14 protein-coding genes and 1 tRNA gene are annotated in these 19,935 nt (G+C 36.0%); 11 read left to right on the top strand and 4 right to left on the bottom strand.

Going from position 1 to position 19,935, the window contains the following annotated elements:
- The first annotated feature begins 345 nt into the window (after positions 1-345).
- From ilvD to A8B35_RS14965, 9 genes are all read left to right on the top strand, one after another.
- On the top strand, positions 346-2,178 hold the full coding sequence (gene ilvD, locus A8B35_RS15005; protein WP_075603364.1) for a dihydroxy-acid dehydratase: 1,833 nt from the start codon (positions 346-348) through the stop codon (positions 2,176-2,178).
- A gap of 79 nt (positions 2,179-2,257) precedes the next feature.
- Positions 2,258-3,967 (top strand): biosynthetic-type acetolactate synthase large subunit, encoded by a 1,710-nt coding sequence (gene ilvB, locus A8B35_RS15000; RefSeq protein ID WP_075603363.1) that lies wholly within the window; start codon positions 2,258-2,260, stop codon positions 3,965-3,967.
- Between the two features lie 33 nt (positions 3,968-4,000).
- Positions 4,001-4,555, top strand: a complete 555-nt coding sequence (ilvN, locus tag A8B35_RS14995) for an acetolactate synthase small subunit (protein WP_075603362.1) — start codon at positions 4,001-4,003, stop codon at positions 4,553-4,555.
- 215 nt (positions 4,556-4,770) lie between these two features.
- Positions 4,771-6,267, top strand: a complete 1,497-nt coding sequence (locus A8B35_RS14990) for a 2-isopropylmalate synthase (protein ID WP_075603361.1) — start codon at positions 4,771-4,773, stop codon at positions 6,265-6,267.
- A 124-nt stretch (positions 6,268-6,391) separates the two neighbouring features.
- Positions 6,392-7,789: a 3-isopropylmalate dehydratase large subunit gene (leuC, locus tag A8B35_RS14985; RefSeq protein ID WP_075603360.1), complete on the top strand. Its 1,398-nt coding sequence runs from the start codon at positions 6,392-6,394 to the stop codon at positions 7,787-7,789.
- Between the two features lie 18 nt (positions 7,790-7,807).
- On the top strand, positions 7,808-8,392 hold the full coding sequence (gene leuD, locus A8B35_RS14980; RefSeq protein WP_075603359.1) for a 3-isopropylmalate dehydratase small subunit: 585 nt from the start codon (positions 7,808-7,810) through the stop codon (positions 8,390-8,392).
- 98 nt (positions 8,393-8,490) lie between these two features.
- Entirely contained in the window at positions 8,491-10,047 is a 1,557-nt protein-coding gene (locus tag A8B35_RS14975) for an alpha-isopropylmalate synthase regulatory domain-containing protein (RefSeq protein ID WP_075603358.1), read from the top strand.
- Between the two features lie 153 nt (positions 10,048-10,200).
- On the top strand, positions 10,201-11,259 hold the full coding sequence (gene leuB / locus A8B35_RS14970) for a 3-isopropylmalate dehydrogenase (protein WP_075603357.1): 1,059 nt from the start codon (positions 10,201-10,203) through the stop codon (positions 11,257-11,259).
- Between the two features lie 278 nt (positions 11,260-11,537).
- A complete protein-coding gene (locus A8B35_RS14965; RefSeq protein WP_075603356.1) occupies positions 11,538-13,985 on the top strand; it encodes a hypothetical protein in 2,448 nt (815 codons plus the stop codon).
- A gap of 72 nt (positions 13,986-14,057) precedes the next feature.
- Here the strand turns inward: A8B35_RS14965 and A8B35_RS14960 are convergent, their stop codons facing one another.
- The 4 genes from A8B35_RS14960 to A8B35_RS14945 all read right to left on the bottom strand — a co-directional run bounded on the left by A8B35_RS14960 (position 14,058) and on the right by A8B35_RS14945 (position 17,984).
- The gene (locus A8B35_RS14960; RefSeq protein ID WP_075603355.1) at positions 14,058-14,321 is read right to left on the bottom strand and encodes a type B 50S ribosomal protein L31; all 264 of its coding nucleotides are present in this window, start codon (positions 14,319-14,321) and stop codon (positions 14,058-14,060) included.
- A gap of 208 nt (positions 14,322-14,529) precedes the next feature.
- Positions 14,530-15,708, bottom strand: coding sequence for an N-acetyltransferase (locus tag A8B35_RS14955; RefSeq protein WP_075603354.1), 1,179 nt, complete (start codon positions 15,706-15,708; stop codon positions 14,530-14,532).
- Positions 15,709-15,819: 111 nt separating this feature from the next.
- Positions 15,820-17,289: an aminotransferase class V-fold PLP-dependent enzyme gene (locus tag A8B35_RS14950; protein ID WP_075603353.1), complete on the bottom strand. Its 1,470-nt coding sequence runs from the start codon at positions 17,287-17,289 to the stop codon at positions 15,820-15,822.
- A 17-nt stretch (positions 17,290-17,306) separates the two neighbouring features.
- The gene (locus A8B35_RS14945; protein ID WP_075603352.1) at positions 17,307-17,984 is read right to left on the bottom strand and encodes a DNA alkylation repair protein; all 678 of its coding nucleotides are present in this window, start codon (positions 17,982-17,984) and stop codon (positions 17,307-17,309) included.
- 240 nt (positions 17,985-18,224) lie between these two features.
- Between A8B35_RS14945 and A8B35_RS14940 the strand changes: the two genes are divergently transcribed.
- Both A8B35_RS14940 and A8B35_RS14935 read left to right on the top strand, forming a co-directional pair.
- A tRNA-His gene (locus A8B35_RS14940) sits at positions 18,225-18,300 on the top strand.
- A gap of 161 nt (positions 18,301-18,461) precedes the next feature.
- Positions 18,462-19,901, top strand: coding sequence for a tetratricopeptide repeat-containing S1 family peptidase (locus tag A8B35_RS14935; protein ID WP_083634473.1), 1,440 nt, complete (start codon positions 18,462-18,464; stop codon positions 19,899-19,901).
- Positions 19,902-19,935 lie beyond the last annotated feature (34 nt).

Raw genomic sequence — 19,935 nt, 5'->3', positions numbered from 1 at the left:
AATTACAATATGTAGTTATACATTGTATATTTATACAAAAGTGACACTTTATATGTATTTTTTTGAATCATTTTTTTTGATGGTACGAAAAAAGTTCTACATTTGTAATCGTTGATTTTTAGTCAACAATAAAAAAGCAAAACGATTATGAATAATAATTTTTCACTCATTCTCAGCATTATTAATCTCTTGGTCATTACCAAGTAGAAGTGAGAGTGGTGTGTAAAATTTAACATTATAGGATTTTATATAAGCCTTTCTCACATAGTTGAGAGAGGCTTTTTTTATGCCTAAACGTGACATAAGTACCCAATTTAGTAGTCTTGACATTAGATATTTATAGCAATGAAGAATAGATTAAGAAGTGCAACAACAACCGAAGGTAGAAGAATGGCTGGAGCCAGAAGCCTTTGGAGAGCAAACGGAGTTAAGGAAGAACAATTCGGCAAACCAATGATTGCCATTGTTAATTCGTTTACACAATTTGTACCAGGTCATGTTCACTTACACGAAATTGGTCAGGACGTAAAACGAATGATCGAAGCCCAAGGATGTTTTGCTGCAGAGTTTAACACCATTGCTGTAGATGATGGTATTGCTATGGGACATGATGGTATGTTATATTCTTTACCATCTCGTGATGTTATTGCTGATAGCGTTGAATATATGTGTAATGCACATAAAGTAGATGCTATGGTTTGCATCAGTAACTGCGATAAAATTACACCCGGAATGTTAATGGCAGCAATGCGATTAAATATCCCTGCTGTATTTGTATCAGGTGGTCCAATGGAAGCCGGTAAAGTTGGCGATAAAGCATTAGATTTAGTAGATGCTATGGTTATGGCTGCTGACGATTCAGTTTCTGATGCAGAAGTACAGGCGGTTGAAGAAAACGCTTGTCCTACTTGTGGTTCTTGTTCTGGTATGTTTACAGCAAACTCAATGAACTGCTTAAACGAAGCAATTGGATTAGCATTGCCAGGTAATGGAACGATTGTAGCAACACATGCCAACAGAAAAGCATTGTTCGAAAAAGCAGCTGCTCAAATTGTTGAAAATACATATAAATATTATAGAGATGGTGACGACTCTGTATTACCTCGCTCAATAGGTACATTTAATGCATTTAAAAATGCAATGACTTTAGATGTAGCCATGGGAGGTTCAACAAACACAGTATTACATATCTTAGCCATAGCTCACGAAGCAGGGGTTGAATTTACGATGGATGATATTGATCAAATATCACGCAACACGCCTGTATTATCTAAGGTAGCACCAAATTCTCATTATCATATTGAAGATGTAAATCGTGCCGGTGGTATTTTAGCCATTCTTGCCGAATTAGATCGCGGCGGTTTATTAGATAATACCGTTAGTAGAGCTGATGGATTAACTTTAAAACAAGCCATTGCCAAATACGACGTAACTTTAGAAAGTGCATCTGAAGAGGCTAAAGAAATATATTCTAGTGCACCAGCAGGTATCAGAAACCTAGTTATGGGCTCACAAAAAACAATGTATGCCCGCCTAGATTTAGATAGAAAAAGAGGTTGTATCAGAAGTATTGAAGGTGCTTACAACAAAGATGGTGGTTTGGCTGTTCTTAAGGGAAATATTGCCCAAGATGGCTGTGTAGTAAAAACTGCAGGTGTTGATGAATCAATATTTAAATTCACAGGGAACGCCCGTGTTTATGAGTCTCAAGATGCAGCATGTGATGGCATCTTATCAGGAGAGGTTGTTGCTGGCGAAGTGGTAATTATTACCTACGAAGGCCCTAAAGGTGGACCAGGAATGCAAGAAATGCTTTACCCAACATCATATATTAAATCACGTCACCTTGGCGAAAAATGTGCATTAATTACCGATGGTCGTTTTTCAGGTGGTACATCAGGTTTATCAATCGGTCATGTTTCTCCCGAAGCGGCAGCTGGTGGGAATATTGGTCTGGTACAAACTGGTGATGTAATTGAAATTAACATTCCTGAAAGATCAATAAACGTAATGGTTTCTGATGAGGAATTAGAAAAACGTAAGCAAGCAGAACTCGCAAAAGGTAAAGATGCATTTATGCCTTCTCAACCGCGCGAAAGAAATGTATCAAAAGCATTAAAAGCATATGCTAGTTTAGTAAGTTCAGCCGATAAAGGAGCTGTAAGATTAATTGATTAATAAAAAAGCAAAATAGGTTTTTAAGTATATCAGATGGCAAATACAATCTGAGTAGGAGAAAGCCACAAAGCCAATACTCATGGATTACAACACAAAAGGGGAGGAAAAAATTTCCGGTTCAGAAGCATTGCTTCGCTCATTACTTTGTGAGGATGTGGATTTAATATTTGGTTATCCTGGAGGTGCCATCATGCCAGTTTATGATGCACTTTACGATTACCAAGATAAATTACATCATGTACTCACACGCCATGAACAAGGAGCTGTTCATGCGGCACAAGGATATGCTAGAGTAACTGGGAAAGTCGGTGTCTGCTTTGCAACTTCGGGGCCAGGAGCCACAAATACGGTAACCGGTATTGCTGATGCAATGATAGATTCAACACCCCTCGTGGTTATTACCGGACAAGTTGCCTCACCCCTTTTAGGTACAGATGCCTTTCAGGAGATTGATGTAATCGGTATTACTCAGCCCATAACTAAATGGAATTTATTAGTTAAAAAAGCCGCTGATATACCGGCAGCCATTGCTAAAGCATTTTATATAGCTTCATCTGGCCGACCAGGCCCTGTGGTAATTGATATTACAAAAGATGCTCAATTTGAATTGACTTCTTTTAATTATAAGAAAGAAACTCTAGTTCGTAGCTATACTCCGGTTCCAATGACGAAGCCAGAAACAATAGTAGAAGCTGCCGAGATAATTAATAACGCTAAAAAACCCATGGCTTTAGTTGGTCAAGGTGTTATTCTTGGTGAGGCAGAAAGTGAGTTAAAAACGTTTCTTGATAAAACGGGTATCCCTGCAGCGTGGACATTATTAGGTCTATCTGCAATGCCATCCGATTACGAATTAAACGTTGGCATGCTAGGCATGCATGGTAACTATGGCCCTAATGTTAAAACCAACGAATGTGATGTTATCATTGCTATCGGAATGCGTTTCGACGATAGGGTAACCGGAGATGCTACCAAATATGCCAATAATGCCAAAGTTATTCATCTTGAAATAGATCCTGCTGAGGTAAATAAAATTATAAAAGCTGATGTGGCTGTAATGGGAAGTGTAAAAGATACTTTACCACAGCTTACAAAAGTTGTTAAGCCAACCACACACACCAATTGGCTTGCAGAGTTTAAAAAGTGTGATGATTTAGAAATCGAAAAAGTAATTGATGCCGAGGTATTCCCAAAACAAGGAGGAATGAACATGGGCGAGGTTGTTAATAAAATTTCTGAAGCTTTTGATCATGATGCAGTTGTTGTAACCGATGTTGGTCAGCACCAAATGATGGCCTCTCGATACTTTAAATTTAAGCAATCAAAAAGTATTGTAACATCAGGTGGATTAGGTACAATGGGATTTGGTTTGCCAGCAGCATTAGGTGCTAAATTAGGTGTACCAGAACGCGAAGTTTGTGTTTTTATCGGTGACGGTGGTTTCCAAATGACAATACAAGAATTAGGAACTATTTTTCAAACCAAAGCAGCTGTAAAGATTGTTATTTTAAATAATAACTTTTTAGGTATGGTTCGTCAGTGGCAAGAATTGTTCTTTGATAGAAGATATGCTTCAACTGAACTTTGCAATCCAGATTTCCAAATGATTACCAAAGGTTTTGGTATCGAAAGCGAATTGGTAACTGAACGTAAAGATTTAGATGCCGCGGTTGAAAGAATGGCTAAAAGTAAAGAATCGTTCTTACTTGAAGTTAGAGTAGAAAAAGAAGGTAACGTATTTCCGATGGTTCCATCAGGAAGTTCAGTTTCAGATATTAGATTAGAGTAGTATTTTAGTTCAGTCTTTTAAAAAAGAAAAAAAATGCAGCAAGAATTCACTATAACCATATTTTCTGAAAACCATGTTGGGCTCCTCAATCAGGTCACCACTGCTTTTACACGCAGAAGTATCAATATTGAAAGTCTGAATACTTCGGAATCATCTCTTGAGGGAATCCATAAGTTTACCATTGTTGTTTTCACTACACGTGAGCAAATTGATAAACTTAAAACTCAAATAGAGAAGAAAATTGATGTACTCAAGGTATTTGTATTTACCACTGATGAAATTATTCATCAAGAGATGGCGCTATATAAAGTACCAACAGAAGCACTTCTCTCAGGTAACGAAATTGAGGATATTGTAAGAAAATACGGAGCTCGTATTATGGAGATTACTCCTGAATATACGGTAATTGAAAAAACTGGCCACAAAGCAGAAACACAAGAACTCTTTGTTAGGCTCGATAAATATAAAGTACTCCAATTTGTACGCTCAGGCAGAATTGCCATCACTAAGTTACGAACAGAACTCCTTGAAGAGTATCTGCTTAAACTTAGAGCAGAGAACAAAATTAGAGGAATAGAAACATTTTAAGTAAAGGGAATTAGAGGTTTATGATACCTATTTTATTTTGAAAGTAGTGTTATATTATTTTAGATATTTTAAGTTTAGGTAAGGCAAAAAGTTGAAACATAGCATTCGCTATGGCGATATTTTTTTAACGAAGCATACGCTTAAAAGAATTAAATAATAGCACTAGGTTCAATGTAACATTGGTATATACTTCAACAAATATTTATTTTAAGGTTATGAGTAGTAATAAAGTACATATTTTTGATACCACATTAAGAGATGGGGAGCAAGTCCCAGGTTGTCAGTTAAATACTATTGAGAAGATAGAAGTAGCCAAGCAACTCGAGAAATTGGGTGTGGATATCATTGAAGCAGGATTCCCTATTTCAAGTCCAGGAGATTTTAATTCTGTTGTTGCTGTTTCTAAAGCAGTAACATACCCAACAATATGTGCTTTAACTCGTGCAGTTAAAAAAGATATTGAGGTAGCTGGCGATGCATTAAAATATGCAAAAAGAGGTCGTATCCATACGGGTATCGGAACTTCTCCATACCATATTTATCAAAAATTAAACTCCAATCCTGATGAGATTATAGAACGTGCTGTTGCTGCTGTTAAGTATGCAAAAGAACGTGCGGATGAGGTAGAGTTTTATGCTGAAGATGCTGGAAGAAGTGAGAACGAATTCTTAGCTAGAGTGATTGAGGCAGTGGTTGCAGCTGGTGCTGATGTAGTAAACATACCTGATACAACCGGATATTGTTTACCCCATGAGTATGGGTCTAAAATCGCCTATTTGGTAAATAACGTACCTAACATTGATAAAGCAATTATCGCCACACACTGTCATAACGATTTAGGAATGGCTACAGCAAATACATTGGCTGGTGTAGTTAATGGTGCGCGTCAAGTTGAGGTTACCTTAAACGGATTGGGCGAGAGAGCCGGTAATACAGCTTTAGAGGAAGTGGTAATGGCCATTAAATGTCATCAAGATTTAGATTTTGAAGTAGGTATCAATCCTAAAGAAATTATAAAAACAAGTAAATTAGTTTCTACTTTAATGCGTATGCCTGTTCAGGCGAATAAAGCAATTGTAGGACGAAATGCTTTTGCTCACTCATCAGGTATTCACCAAGATGGTGTTTTGAAAAATCGTGAGACTTACGAAATTATTGATCCAGCTGATGTTGGTATCGAAGAATCAAGTATTGTTTTAACAGCTCGTAGTGGTCGTGCAGCATTAAAACACAGATTACATGTATTAGGTTACGATTTAGATCAAGAAAAATTAGACCAAGTATATAAAAACTTCTTAGTATTAGCTGATTCTAAAAAAGATATTGGTGATGATGACTTAGAAGTTTTAGTTGGCCACGAGAAGAAAGAAGAGCGTGTTATCAAATTGGAGAATTTCCAGGTTATATGTGGTAAATCTTGTATTCCTTCTGCTACGGTTACCTTAATATATAATGGTAAAACAATTACAGAAACTGCTACAGGAGATGGCCCAGTTGATGCATCATTTACTGCTATCAAGAAAATGATACCATTCGATGTAGTGCTTGAAGAATACTTGGTACAAGCTGTAACACGCGGATCTGATGATATTGGTAAAGTGCATGTTCAGTTATCTCACGATGGTAGAACATACCATGGGTTTGGTGCTAACGTGGATACTTTAACCGCTTCTGTTTGGGCATATTTAGATGCGCTTTCGAAGTTTGCATAATAAATGAGTATCAAGTATCAAGATAAAAGCATCAAGATATAAGATTGTAAATCAGTCTTATGTCTTGATACTTGATACTTGTATCTCCTAACGAATAATTAATAACTTATAAATACTTAGTAAATTGGCAGGGAAAACGCTTTTCGACAAGATTTGGGATATGCACGAAGTGAAGACCATCGAGGATGGACCTTCAGTATTGTATATCGACCGTCACTTAGTACATGAGGTGACTAGTCCACAGGCATTCGCCGGCTTAAAAGCTCGTGGAATTAAAGTATTCAGACCGCAAAATACATTTGCTACTCCTGATCACAACATTCCAACTATTAACCAACATCTTCCTATTGCTGATGAGGTTTCTAGATTTCAGGTGGACACATTAACTAAAAACTGTGAAGATAACAATGTAACACTATTCGGTTTAGGTCATCCTAAAAATGGTGTAGTACACGTTGTTGGACCAGAGAATGGTATCACACAACCAGGTATGACAATTGTTTGTGGTGATAGCCATACGTCTACTCACGGTGCCTTTGGTAGTATTGCTTTTGGTATTGGTACTTCAGAGGTAGAAATGGTACTTTCTACGCAATGTATCATGCAACCGCGTCCAAAAACGATGAAGATTAACATTGATGGTAAATTGGAAGAGGGTGTTTCTGCAAAAGACCTAGTATTATATGTTATTTCTAAACTTACTACAGGTGGTGGTACAGGTTATTTTGTTGAGTTCTCGGGTTCTGCAATCCGTAACTTATCAATGGAAGGCCGTATGACTGTTTGTAACATGAGTATCGAAATGGGTGCACGTGGTGGCCTTATCGCTCCTGATGAGAAAACTATTGAGTACGTAAAAGGTCGTGAGTATGCACCTAAAGGTGCTGATTGGGATGCTGCTGTTGAAAAATGGAAAGCTTTGGTAACTGATGCTGATGCTGAGTTTGATAAAGTTTACAATTTTGATGCTGCTGATATTGAACCAATGATTACTTACGGTACTAACCCAGGTATGGGAGTTGGTATCACTCAAAGCATTCCTACGCTTGATACGGTTGAAGAAGCATCACAAAAAACATATTTAAAGTCTCTTGACTATATGGGCTATGCTCCTGGCGAGAAAATGTTAGGCAAGCCTGTCGATTGGATTTTTGTTGGCTCTTGTACCAATGGTCGTATCGAAGATTTACGCGTTTTTGCTAATGCTGTAAAAGGCAAGAAAAAAGCAGAAGGTGTAACAGCTTGGATTGTTCCTGGATCTCACCAAGTAGAAGATCAGGCGATTGCTGAAGGTTTAAAAGATATTCTTGAAGAAGCAGGCTTCGAATTACGTCAGCCTGGATGTTCAGCTTGTTTAGCAATGAATGATGATAAAGTACCTGCAGGTAAATATTCTGTAGCAACTAGTAACCGTAACTTCGAAGGTCGTCAAGGTCCTGGTTCACGAACGTTATTAGCTGGTCCTTTGACTGCTGCTGCATGTGCTGTAACAGGTGTAATTACTGATCCTCGTACTTTATAACCTTAAAAATTCAAGAAAATGCCTATAAATAAATTTATAACATTAGAGTCAACTTACGTACCTCTTCCAATTGAGAACGTAGATACGGATCAGATTATCCCGGCTCGTTTCTTAAAAGCAACTACTAAAGATGGTTTTGGCGATAATTTATTTGCCGATTGGAGATACAATAAAGATGGTTCTCCAAAAGCCGATTTCGTATTAAATAAACCTGAGTATACAGGATCTATTTTAGTTGCAGGAAAAAACTTTGGATCAGGTTCTAGCCGCGAGCACGCTGCTTGGGCTGTTGATGGTTACGGATTCAAAGTAGTAGTATCTAGTTTTTTTGCTGATATTTTCCGAAACAATTCATTAAACAATGGTGTTTTACCTGTTATTGTATCAGAAGCATTCTTAGCTGAGTTATTTGCAGCTGGTGCTGATAATACAATTGAGGTAAACCTTGAAACACAAACTATTACTAATAAAGCAACTGGTAAGTCAGAATCTTTTGATATTAATAGTTACAAAAAAGGTTGTTTATTAAATGGTTTTGATGACATCGATTACCTGATGAGCGTAAAAGATGAAATTGAATCTTATGAGCAAAATAGAGCTTAATTAGACAAATTGAAATAAAGAAAAAGACTGATTGTTCACATATTCATATGTAACTAATCAGTCTTTTTTCCCATAATCTCTTATCTAAAATTTAGAATATGAAGATTGAAGTAATGGATACAACACTTCGTGATGGAGAACAAACCACAGGAGTGTCTTTTAATGTTGGCGAAAAGCTAGCAATGGCAACTATGTTGCTCGATGAGGTAAAAGTAGACCGCTTAGAAGTAGCTTCGGCTCGTGTTTCTGATGGCGAATTTTCAGCAGTACAAAAAATTACCAATTGGGCTAATAAACATGGTTTCATCGATAAAATTGAAGTACTTGGTTTTGTTGATGGTGGTATCTCATTACAATGGATAAAAGATGCAGGTGCGAAGGTGATCAACCTCCTAACCAAGGGATCATTAAAACACGTTCAAAGCCAACTTAAAAAAACACCTGAACAACATATTGCTGATATTGCCAAGGTGGTTGATACAGCCGATACAATGGGTATAAAAGTTAATGTATACCTTGAGGATTGGAGTAACGGAATGTTAACTTCTCCTGAATATGTGTATCAAATAACTGAGGCCATCAGTAAAATGAATGTGCAACGAATTATGTTGCCTGATACTCTTGGTGTTTTAAATCCCGATCAAACATTTGAGTTCTGTACACAAATGGTCACACGATTCCCTAATACTCATTTCGATTTTCATTCACATAATGATTATGATATGGCTGTTGCAAATGCATTCTCTGCATTAAAAACCGGGATTAAGGGAATTCATACAACCGTTAATGGACTTGGAGAACGAGCCGGAAATGCACCACTAGCCAGTGTTATTGGTCTATTGAACGATCATCTTAAGTTACCCAACAACCTAGATGAATCTAATATTATTACTGTAAGTAAGGTAGTAGAGGGATTCTCAGGATTACGTATACCAGAAAACCAACCTATAACAGGATACAATGTATTTACACAATGTAGCGGCGTACATGCCGATGGTGACAGTAAAGACAATTTGTATTTTAACAACTTAATGCCTGAACGTTTCGGACGTAATAGAAAATATGCGCTCGGTAAAACATCAGGTAAAGCCAACATTAAAAAGAATTTAGAAGAACTTGGAATTGAACTCGACGTTGAGGATATGAAAAAGGTAACCCAACGTGTGATTCAATTAGGTGATAAAAAAGAAACGGTTACCATTGAGGATCTTCCATTTATTATAGCAGATGTGCTTAAAAGTTCTAAATCGAACGAAGACATTTGCATCAGAAATTACAATTTATCTTTAGCTCACGATTTACGTCCATTGGCTTCCATTAGTATGAATATTAAAGGCGAGCGACATGATGAAACAGCTGTTGGAGATGGACAATACGATGCCTTTATGAAAGCATTGTGGCGTATATATACTAAGCTTGGTAAGAAGCATCCAACCCTAAAAGATTATATTGTAACCATCCCTCCAGGTGGTAAAACCGATGCTCTTGTGGAGACGGTTATTACTTGGGATTACGATGGACTTGAAATAAAATCACGCGGCTTAGCTGCCGATCAAACCCAATCAGCCATTGAGGCAACCATTAAAGTACTCAACGTAATTGAAGAAGGTACTTTAACCCGCAAAGGCAATTGGAAAGAGGAATTAGAAAAATAAGACACAAGTATCAAGTATCAAGACATAAGACTTTTGATAGATACTTTTAAAGAAAATAAAACTAACGAAAATAACATGGTCATGATGATGTATTAGGTATGATGCTTAAATCTTGATACTTGATACTTAAATCTTGATACTAATAAGCGTATTATGAAATTGAATATTGGTGTTTTAGCCGGAGACGGAATTGGTCCGGAAATCGTAGAACAAGCGCAAAAAGTGCTTGATGCTGTTGCAACAAAGTATAACCACGAGATTGTTTACACACCTGCTATTGTTGGTGCATGTGCAATTGATGAAGAAGGCGATCCTTATCCTGCGGCTACTCACGAAGTTTGTATGAACTCTGATGCTGTTCTTTTTGGTGCTATTGGCGACCCAAAATTCGATAATGATCCATCAGCAAAAGTACGTCCTGAACAAGGTTTATTAGCAATGCGTAAAAAATTAGGTTTATACGCAAACATTCGTCCAGTAACTACTTTCCCATCTTTATTAGATAAATCACCATTACGTTTAGATATCGTTGAAGGTGCTGATATGGTTGTTGTACGTGAGTTAACTGGAGGTATTTATTTTGGCGAGAAAGGTCGTTCAGAAGATGGAAAGAAAGCCTTTGATACTTGTACTTATACTACAGAAGAAATTGAGCGCATCCTTAAATTAGCATTTTCTTATGCTGAGAAAAGAGACAAGCGCTTAACGGTAATTGATAAAGCTAATGTATTGGCTACATCTCGTCTTTGGAGACAAGTAGCGCAAGCTATGGAAGCCGATTATAAGAACATCGAAGTAGACTACATGTTTGTTGATAACGCAGCAATGCAATTGGTTCAATGGCCTAAAAAATTCGATGTAATGGTAACTGAAAACATGTTTGGTGACATTATTTCTGATGAGGCTTCTGTTATTACAGGATCATTAGGTTTATTACCTTCAGCATCAGTTGGTGTTCATACTTCTGTATTTGAACCTATTCATGGTTCTTATCCACAAGCTGCAGGTAAAGATATTGCAAATCCTATCGCTACAGTACTTTCTGCTGCAATGTTGTTAGAGTCTTTAGATTTATTAGAAGAAGCAGCAGCTGTTCGTGCCGCTGTTAATAAGTCATTAGAAGAAGGTGTTGCAACTGAAGATATTGTTAACGAAGGCGAAAAAGCTTACAAAACATCAGAAGTTGGTGACTGGTTAGCGAAAGCCATCTAAGAAATATTATTTCTTTACTTATTATATTAAGCACTGTTATTTATTTAGCAGTGCTTTTTTTATTCGTGTAAATTCTACTGCTCTTGTTTTTATATTGAATAAGGGCTTCAAGATTTACAATCGCGATTAGCTAAAGTTTAATAATATGATTAAAATATGGGTTAATTTAATCCTGATGATTCATATTGCATCTTAAGCCCCTCTAATACACACAATTTTCCTCCACAAATAACATATACAATTGGTAATTTAGTGCATCATCCAATTAAAATTGAATCATGCTAAACACCTTTTTAAAATCTTCAACACCATTACTTGTAATATTTTTACTTATTAGTTTAAATCCCATAAAAGGACAAATTGTACTTTTAGGAGAAAACTCACCTCATGAAAATATTAACGATGGCAATTTTGAACTAATACGCGGTAATTGGCGACAATCTAAACAATCTCCTTTCTGGAAAACATATAATGTAGAAGGCCTTGGCGAGTATAAAATGGGATTACATATGGGCACAATGTATAGCATTAACGATGTTGGCATAGCCGAATCAATTGTACTTGATTCAAACCCCGACTACCAGAATCCACAAATTGGCGACACCTTAAAATGGAGTTTTGGAGCCGACTTAGAATATATTAGTAACGGAAGCATTAGCCTAAGCATAGTATTCGGAGATATTGAACACATAGTTGCAGATAAAGCAAAGTTAAAAGGATCTGATAAAATTGTAGAGCATTTTAAAGGATTCTATATTTTAACTGAAGAAGACGTTAAAGCTGGTTTTCCGAAGGTAAAAGCTACATTCTACTCTGAAGATGAGATTAAAATATTTTTGCACTATGTAAATCTAAGTGTGCTAAATCATAAATTTAAAGGCCCCTCACTCACTATTAATAATATTACTGAAGGCAACCAACTACAGTGGAACGATAATTTAGCTACTAAACAATCTATATTCTATATTTATCGACAATCAAACTTAAAAGGTGAATACAAAAAGATTGGGGAATCATCAGAAACTTCATACTTAGATACAACCTTCATTACAGGTATTAATTATAAATATCTGGTTACAAGAGAAGACGGACAAAGATCAATTGCCTCGGATATTGTCAACATTACCAAGATCGATGATATTCCTCCCCTACCGCCCACTCATCTTCAGGCAGATATTTACGACTCTGAGATTAAAATTAGTTGGGATAAAAGTAGTAGTAATGATGTAAAATATTACTCGTTATACAGAGGTGATAGTGATGGAAAGAATTTACATGAAATTGCGCATAAGATTTCTAAAACACACTACCTCGATTTTACGCCTCAAAAAGATATTGAGAATACTTACATAGTTTATGCGCATGATTATAGTGGTAATAAAAGTAAACCATCTGAAATATTAAAAGCCAAAGTTAAAATGGTTAAGGGCGCATCTTTTAGCGATCTAATTCTTCCAATGCCAATTCATAAACAATTGCAATCAGATACTTGGGGAGCGGATGGAGTATTACCTCGTGATGTTGATAATGGAATTGAAGATCCTGATTGGAGCTATTGGGGTGGACGACCTGTAAAAGATAGCGATGAAAAATACCATATGTGTGTTACGCGTTGGCCAGCAAATGCAACTAAAGGTCATTGGGAGTGGCCACGTTCTACTATAGCGTATGCAGTAGCTGACAAGCCAACAGGCCCTTATAAAGTTGAACGAGACCTAGCCTACCCTTGCTATAATGGATTAGGTCATAACCCTGATATTATTATATTAAACGATGGTACTTATATGCTTTACTCATTAATTAACTGGGAGCCGCGCTTATTTAAATCGGATAAAATGAGTGGTCCATGGGAAGAGCTTGGAATAATGAAAATTGATAAAAATACCGAACTTGAAAAACCCGAACGTTTTTATCGATTCGAGAGAAATCTTTCGGGCGTGCAAATGCACGATGGAAAATTTCTATTTGTAACAAAAGGTGGTGCCATGATGATGAGTGAGAATACCAACCCTCTTGGCCCATATAAAATACTTACGAGCCCTATTCAAGGAAATAAAATTATTCCTGAGAAATATAGAAACTCAAACTACGAAGATCCGGTATTATGGAAAGATGATGTACAATATCATATGATGATTAATGCCTTTTGGGATTACAGATGTATTTATCTGCGCTCTCCCGATGGAATTAATTGGAAATTTAATCCGGGAACAGCTTATACACCAAATAATACATGCTATGAAAATGGAACTCAAACACATTGGTATAAATTAGAACGTCCGCATGTTTTAACAGATGAATACGGTAGAGCTACACACCTATCTTTAGCAGTTATTGATGTACCGAAAGCGGATGATTTAGCAGGAGATAAGCACAACTCTAAAAACATTATAATACCATTAACTGTGCACAAACGAGTTAGTGTTCTGAATAAAAAACGAATAACTAGAGATACTAAAAAAATAGAAGTAATTATTCACAGTGAAAATGACTTTAATGCACAAACTGATATTGACATTAATTCTCTTAGAATTGGATCTGCAGAAGAAGTTGATTACGGTAGGGGCTGTAAGGTGACTAAATTTAGTAATAAAGGAAAGAATCTGAAGGTAGAGTTCGACGGCCTAAATAATGGAATTACAGAAGATAACTTTGTTCTAAAACTATTAGGGAAATCAAATAGTGGCGCATTAATAATTGCTTATACAAAGTTACAAGCCCACTAAAGAAAACGAGAATAGTGGATACAAAAAAAGCTCTGAATATTCAGAGCTTTTCTTATGTCTAAGCAAAAATGCTTATTTTTTCTTTGCATCAATGTGCTTTTGATATTTGTTTTTAAACTTATCAATACGTCCTGCTGTATCAACAAGCTTCATCTTACCAGTAAAGAATGGGTGAGATGTGTTTGAAATTTCAAGCTTCATTAATGGATACTCAATACCGTCAATTTCGATAGTATCTTTAGTGTTTGCAGTTGAACGTGTAATGAATACTTCTTCATTAGACATATCTTTAAATGCAACTAAACGATAGTTATCAGGATGGATTCCCTTTTTCATATCTTTATAATTTTACGTTTGCGAGATGACTTCCGTGCTTATTATTAAGCTAGTAAACATCTCATTTAAATTCAAATTTCCTAATTCGGACTGCAAAAGTACATTTTAATATTAGAACAACAAACAAATAGATGTTAATAAATTCATTTTTCAACCCCCAACTCACTTCTCATCAATTGTTTTGGTAGTTATGCCTATTATGTAAACATCAGCTTTTTGTATCTCGAGGGATAGTGCTTGCCCTATTATTACTTTCCTTATCCTCACCAAAAATATATCTGTAAGTAATGTGCTTTTTTGAAAAGTCGGCGCCCATTGAATCTTGTAACACACGCATTTTAGGATTAAAATCTCCAACCCACGATATTTCGAGCTCCGTTAGGTTTGGTTTCTTCTCAACAGCGCCTTTTAAATGCCAAAACAAACCCGACTCAATGCCTGATTTCTGAAATTTTGGAATAATCCCAAGTATTACCACTCGAGCCCTGCTCATCACATTACGCTTCTTCATCCATAAAAAACGAAGCTTATTGAGGAGGTTCATCTTACCATTAAAGTGTTTGGTAATTTGATTGATATCAGGAAAAAGAACCAATAAACCGATAGGCTTATTGCCATGATAGGCAAACCAAATTATATCTTCTTCTAAAAAGGATTTTGCTTTATCAATAGTGTCATTTAGAACCTGTTTGCTGATGGGCACAAAATTTTCATGAAACTGCCATGCATCATTATAAATAGTTTCAAAATCAGACAAAAATTTATCGCGATTTTTAAGCCTGAAGTGTTTAAAACTATAGCCCTCTTTCTTAACAACCCACCCTGCAATCTTCCAGAAACGCTCCGGAAAAGGCTTTGTTAAGTCAAGCTTATTGGTAATTTGTTCAAAGTAAGTTTTAAAACCGTAGGCTTCAAAAAATGCTTGATAATATGGCGGATTATATTGCATCCCAAAAGAAGCTTGAGAAAAGCCCTCGATTAACAAGCCCCAAAAATTATCGTTCTCGCCGAAGTTTATGGGGCCGTCCATCGCTTTCATATTATGCTGAATAAGCCATTCTTTAGCTGCATCAAATAATAAAAATGCTACCTCTTGATTTTTTATACACTCAAAAAATCCCATTCCTCCGGTTGGCTGTTCATAACCAAAAGCCTTCTTTTCATTAATAAAAGCAGCTACCCTACCCACTACTTGCCCATTATTATCTAACGCTATAAAACGAGTAGCTGAGCCGTGTTTGTAAAATGGATTTTTTTCGGGCGTAAAAACTTCATTAACTACAATATCTAAAGGACGAACATAGTTCTCGTCATCTTTATAAATCTTTTCAACAAGATTATTAAAAAGCTTAACATGGTTTTTATCTATTACTTCAAGTATTCTCATAATTGCTTCGATAATTCATTTATAAGAGTGCAATAAGGATGTACTACAAAAATAAATGTTTTTATGAGTTTGCAAATAATCAAGAAATCAAATAACAAAATACTTTGTTAATTATATTACAGAAAACCACGATTCGTATTCTTTAGAAATTAATAATTGTTCAAATTTATACTCATATTCATTCTTTTCAGGAATATATTCGTACGACTCTTGGAGCGCTTTCCAGTTGGCAGCAACATAACGAACAGCTTCTATAATAAGATTAATATCTTGCTCACTCATAACTGGATGCAAGGATATACGAACCCAACCTGGTTTTTCTGAGAAATCTCCTCTATCTATTTTAGAAGTAATTTTATGTGAAGTTTGAGAATCAACATGCAATAAATAATGTCCATATGTTCCTGCGCACGAACATCCTCCACGCACTTGAATACCGTAATAATCGCTTAATAGGCGAACCACTAAATTAAAATGTGCATCCTCAATATAAAAAGAAATAATACCTAAACGTTCCTCAACATTGTTCGCTAAAATGGTAATGTTTTCAACTTTTCGTAACTCATTTAAAACTAAGGATACCATTTCGGACTCTCGTTCGGCCATTTTAACCACGTTCATTTCTTCCTTTAGCCTGATGGCCATTGCCGCCTTTATGGACTGCAAAAAACCTGGAGTCCCAGCATCCTCCTTAGTTTCAATATCCTCAACGTAATGATACTTCCCCCACCTATTGGTCCAGTTAACAGTGCCTCCCCCAGAGGTATCAGGAGCCACATTATTATATATTGATTTATTGAAAATCAGAACGCCACAACTACCTGGTCCTCCAATAAATTTATGCGGTGAGAAAAATAGGGCATCTAAATACATCTCTGAATCACATGGGTGCATATCAATTTCTACGTAAGGTGCTGAGGCGGCAAAATCCACAAAACACAAACCTCCATGTTGATGCATTATTTTTGAAAGCTCATGATAGGGTACTTCAATACCTGTGACATTAGAGCATGCAGAAAATGAACCTATCTTAACCTTCCTATTTTCATATTTTTTGAGTTCTAATTTTAGAGAATTAACATCTACTAATAAATCTTTATTGGGTTTAATTACAACAACATCAGCAATTGTTTCAAGCCACGAGGTATGGTTAGAATGATGCTCCATGTGAGTTACAAATACAACCGGACGTTCTTCGGGTTTAATTGAGATGTACTTTAAAGCCTGTTCTGGAATTCGCAAACCTAATATGCGCTGTAGCTTATTTACAACCTCAGTCATTCCACTACCCGAGGTTATTATTATATCATCATCAGTAGCATTAACATGCTTTTTAATAATTCTCCGAGAACTTTTGTAAACCCCAGATATAGTTTCTCCTGTGTAGCTTGATTCTGAATGCGTGTTGGCAACTAATGGCCCCACTTTATTAACTATTGCATCTTCAATGGGATGGTATAATCTACCACTCGCAACCCAATCAGCATAAAGTAGTTTTTTTGTACCAAATGGTGTTTCAATACATTTATCACTTCCCACTACATGCTTTCCATACTTCACAAAGTGATCTTCGTGTATCATATACCTTAAATCTACTTTTAACTTTCGCGCATAAAATCAATTTCTGCACGTAGTTCTTGAACCAGAAAAGCTAGTTTCTTATCGTCCTTAACCAAGTTTAATTGTGCTTCTATTGAATCGAGCAAATCTTTTGAATGTCGACAGGCTGCCCTAAGAAATCTACCCTTGGTTCGTTGCAGAAATACAGAATCCTGATTTATATTGATAAACGCATCATTAACTAATGATGCCACGTTTTCTAATTCACTATTTTTAAGAAATATAGATAAAGAGCACCAGCCAGCCGCTTGTTTATATACATCATCACTGTGAATGAATTCTTGACTAAGCGATTTATAATTGTCTGCTCTACTCAACAAATTAACACCAAATTGCTCTGCCAACTCATTGGTTTTAACCATAGTAAACCATTCTTCTATCTTTTCTGATTTCAACAGTGAGACATCAGCAATCATAGTAGCCAAAATCATTGTTTCACGAGCTTCCCTATGCCATAAGCGTTCGGCTAGATTTTGCTTGTTTTTATACTTGGCCGCAATTTTACGCAACCAATGCATACTAACACCAAAGTTCAATTTATAATCGAGCCCACTTTTTCGCATCTGTTGCGAAATCTCTCCATCCATATAGCTTTTAAGCAAGGCCATTATATTATCCACCTCTGCAGAGGTAGTATCTTCCATAAAAAACTTCATCTCTTCTATTCTTATTTCTCGCCAATAAAGTTATTGTTTCTACAAATAACAATACCAGAAAAAACATTTTTCTCTACTTTTTTTAATTCAAACTCATTTTATGAAATAAAAAACACAAATATATTTATCTGTAATTCTGAAACTTATATTCTTCAGTGAAAAATACTTTGTTTTTTTTTAGATAATGATTTGCAAATGTAATTCTTTTAGTGTTATCTTTGCATCGCTTTTAGCAAGAATGGTGATTGTAGCTCAGTTGGTTAGAGCGCTGGTTTGTGGTTCCAGAGGTCGCCGGTTCGAAACCGGTCTTTCACCCTATAAAGCTTCAACTCTTTGAGTTGGAGCTTTTTTTATGCCCTAATATTTATATCAACTCATCATTAAAATAGATGTGTATATAAAAAACTTCTCGCCTACAGGAATTATCGTCTCTAAAAATTTTTATTTTAGTAGAAATTTCATCCCTATTCTATTAAAATGTCGATTTATAAAATCATACTTATTCTTCTGTTTATTTGTAATATTACAAGTGCTCAGAAAATGTACAAAACAATTAACAAGTATGAAAAGGCGGTATTTACAATTATTACCTATGGAGAAACCAACTCAAGAAACGATACGGCAACAGGTTTCTTTATAAATCCTAGCGGAATAGCAATTGTTCCTGCTCACATATTCATAACAAATGACTCCGGCGTTATAACCCTCAGAAATAATAAAACCTACAGTGTAGATAAAGTAATATCAACACATGCAATGGCAGACTTATGCCTCATCAAGGTAATTCACTCTCAGAATAAAAGCTTTGATTATATTGTTCCTTCTCTGAACACAAATGCATATCAATCAGAAACCCTAGTGATGTGCCATCCGAATGATGCTGACAATGGACTAAGTTTTGGTCAAGTAACTAAAGTTTTCCAGGCTCCTTATATCGATCGCTTAGTAGAAACCTCTTCAAATATCACCCACAAATCAAGCGGTGCTCCAGTAATAAATAGTAGAGGTGATTTGATAGGTATTTCTACAAAGCATAACAAAAAGGCCAACACCCTATTCTACAGCACCCACATTTTAAACGATAGTTTGTGGCGGAAAAACAACAGTGATTTACCGGTTAGGCAATATCAAACCACCTCACAGATGGCTGTTTATATGAATTCGGCACTTATTAACTTTATGCAAAAAGAGTGGATTGAATCTGCTAAAGATTTCTCACGAGTACTAAAACTAGATTCTCTTAATGGAAAAGCCTTAATGCTTAGAGCAGAATCACGAAGGCAGTACAATAACAAACATGGTAGAAATTTAGATTTAGAAAAGCTTAAACGTACCAACACCAATACATTTTTAACAGATTTCTTTAATGCCGAATACAATAGGCATAACAATAACTTAAAAGAAGCCTTTATCAACTATATTGCGTGTATTGAAAAGCATGAGAATTATGCCCCTGCATTAATTGAATTCGGTTTACTTGCTATGCGATTACATAACGACAAACAAACTGCAGAAAACTGTTTTAATAAAGCAATTGCAGCAGCACCAATGTATGCGAATGGATATTACGAGCGTGGCCGGTTTACTTTTCAACATTTCGATTTTTACGACAGGGCCTTGAAGGACATTAATAAGGCCATTTTACTCGACCCCTATTTACCCGGAATATACTCCATAAGAGGCACCTTAAAAATGCAAATTGAAAACTACTTAGGGGCCATTGCGGATTATGACATAGCCCTTGGTATCGATGGTGATGATATTTATGCACTATTTAATAGAGGAATTGCATACTATAATTTGGGCATGAAAGAACAGTGTTGCGCCGATTGGGTTAAAGCTGAAGAGTTAGGACATTACAAAGCCACTAAGTTTTTATCGAAATACTGCAACGGAATTACGACAAGTAAAAATTAGAATAAGAAAAACTAACTTATTCAGGCACTATCTT

Origin of the sequence: Saccharicrinis aurantiacus, from assembly GCF_001660705.2 — a bacterium.
In the GTDB taxonomy this organism is placed as follows: domain Bacteria; phylum Bacteroidota; class Bacteroidia; order Bacteroidales; family Marinilabiliaceae; genus Saccharicrinis; species Saccharicrinis aurantiacus.
This window is presented reverse-complemented; position numbering and strand designations above follow the sequence as displayed.

Coding starts and splice junctions, on each gene's coding strand:
- leuB (WP_075603357.1), top strand. CDS start 10,201: ATGAAATTGAATATTGGTGTTTTAGCCGGAGACGGAATTGGTCCGGAA.
- A8B35_RS14950 (WP_075603353.1), bottom strand. CDS start 17,289: ATGATACACGAAGATCACTTTGTGAAGTATGGAAAGCATGTAGTGGGA.
- A8B35_RS14975 (WP_075603358.1), top strand. CDS start 8,491: ATGAAGATTGAAGTAATGGATACAACACTTCGTGATGGAGAACAAACC.
- A8B35_RS14935 (WP_083634473.1), top strand. CDS start 18,462: ATGTCGATTTATAAAATCATACTTATTCTTCTGTTTATTTGTAATATT.
- A8B35_RS14965 (WP_075603356.1), top strand. CDS start 11,538: ATGCTAAACACCTTTTTAAAATCTTCAACACCATTACTTGTAATATTT.
- ilvD (WP_075603364.1), top strand. CDS start 346: ATGAAGAATAGATTAAGAAGTGCAACAACAACCGAAGGTAGAAGAATG.
- leuD (WP_075603359.1), top strand. CDS start 7,808: ATGCCTATAAATAAATTTATAACATTAGAGTCAACTTACGTACCTCTT.
- A8B35_RS14945 (WP_075603352.1), bottom strand. CDS start 17,984: ATGAAGTTTTTTATGGAAGATACTACCTCTGCAGAGGTGGATAATATA.
- ilvB (WP_075603363.1), top strand. CDS start 2,258: ATGGATTACAACACAAAAGGGGAGGAAAAAATTTCCGGTTCAGAAGCA.
- A8B35_RS14990 (WP_075603361.1), top strand. CDS start 4,771: ATGAGTAGTAATAAAGTACATATTTTTGATACCACATTAAGAGATGGG.
- A8B35_RS14960 (WP_075603355.1), bottom strand. CDS start 14,321: ATGAAAAAGGGAATCCATCCTGATAACTATCGTTTAGTTGCATTTAAA.
- A8B35_RS14955 (WP_075603354.1), bottom strand. CDS start 15,708: ATGAGAATACTTGAAGTAATAGATAAAAACCATGTTAAGCTTTTTAAT.
- ilvN (WP_075603362.1), top strand. CDS start 4,001: ATGCAGCAAGAATTCACTATAACCATATTTTCTGAAAACCATGTTGGG.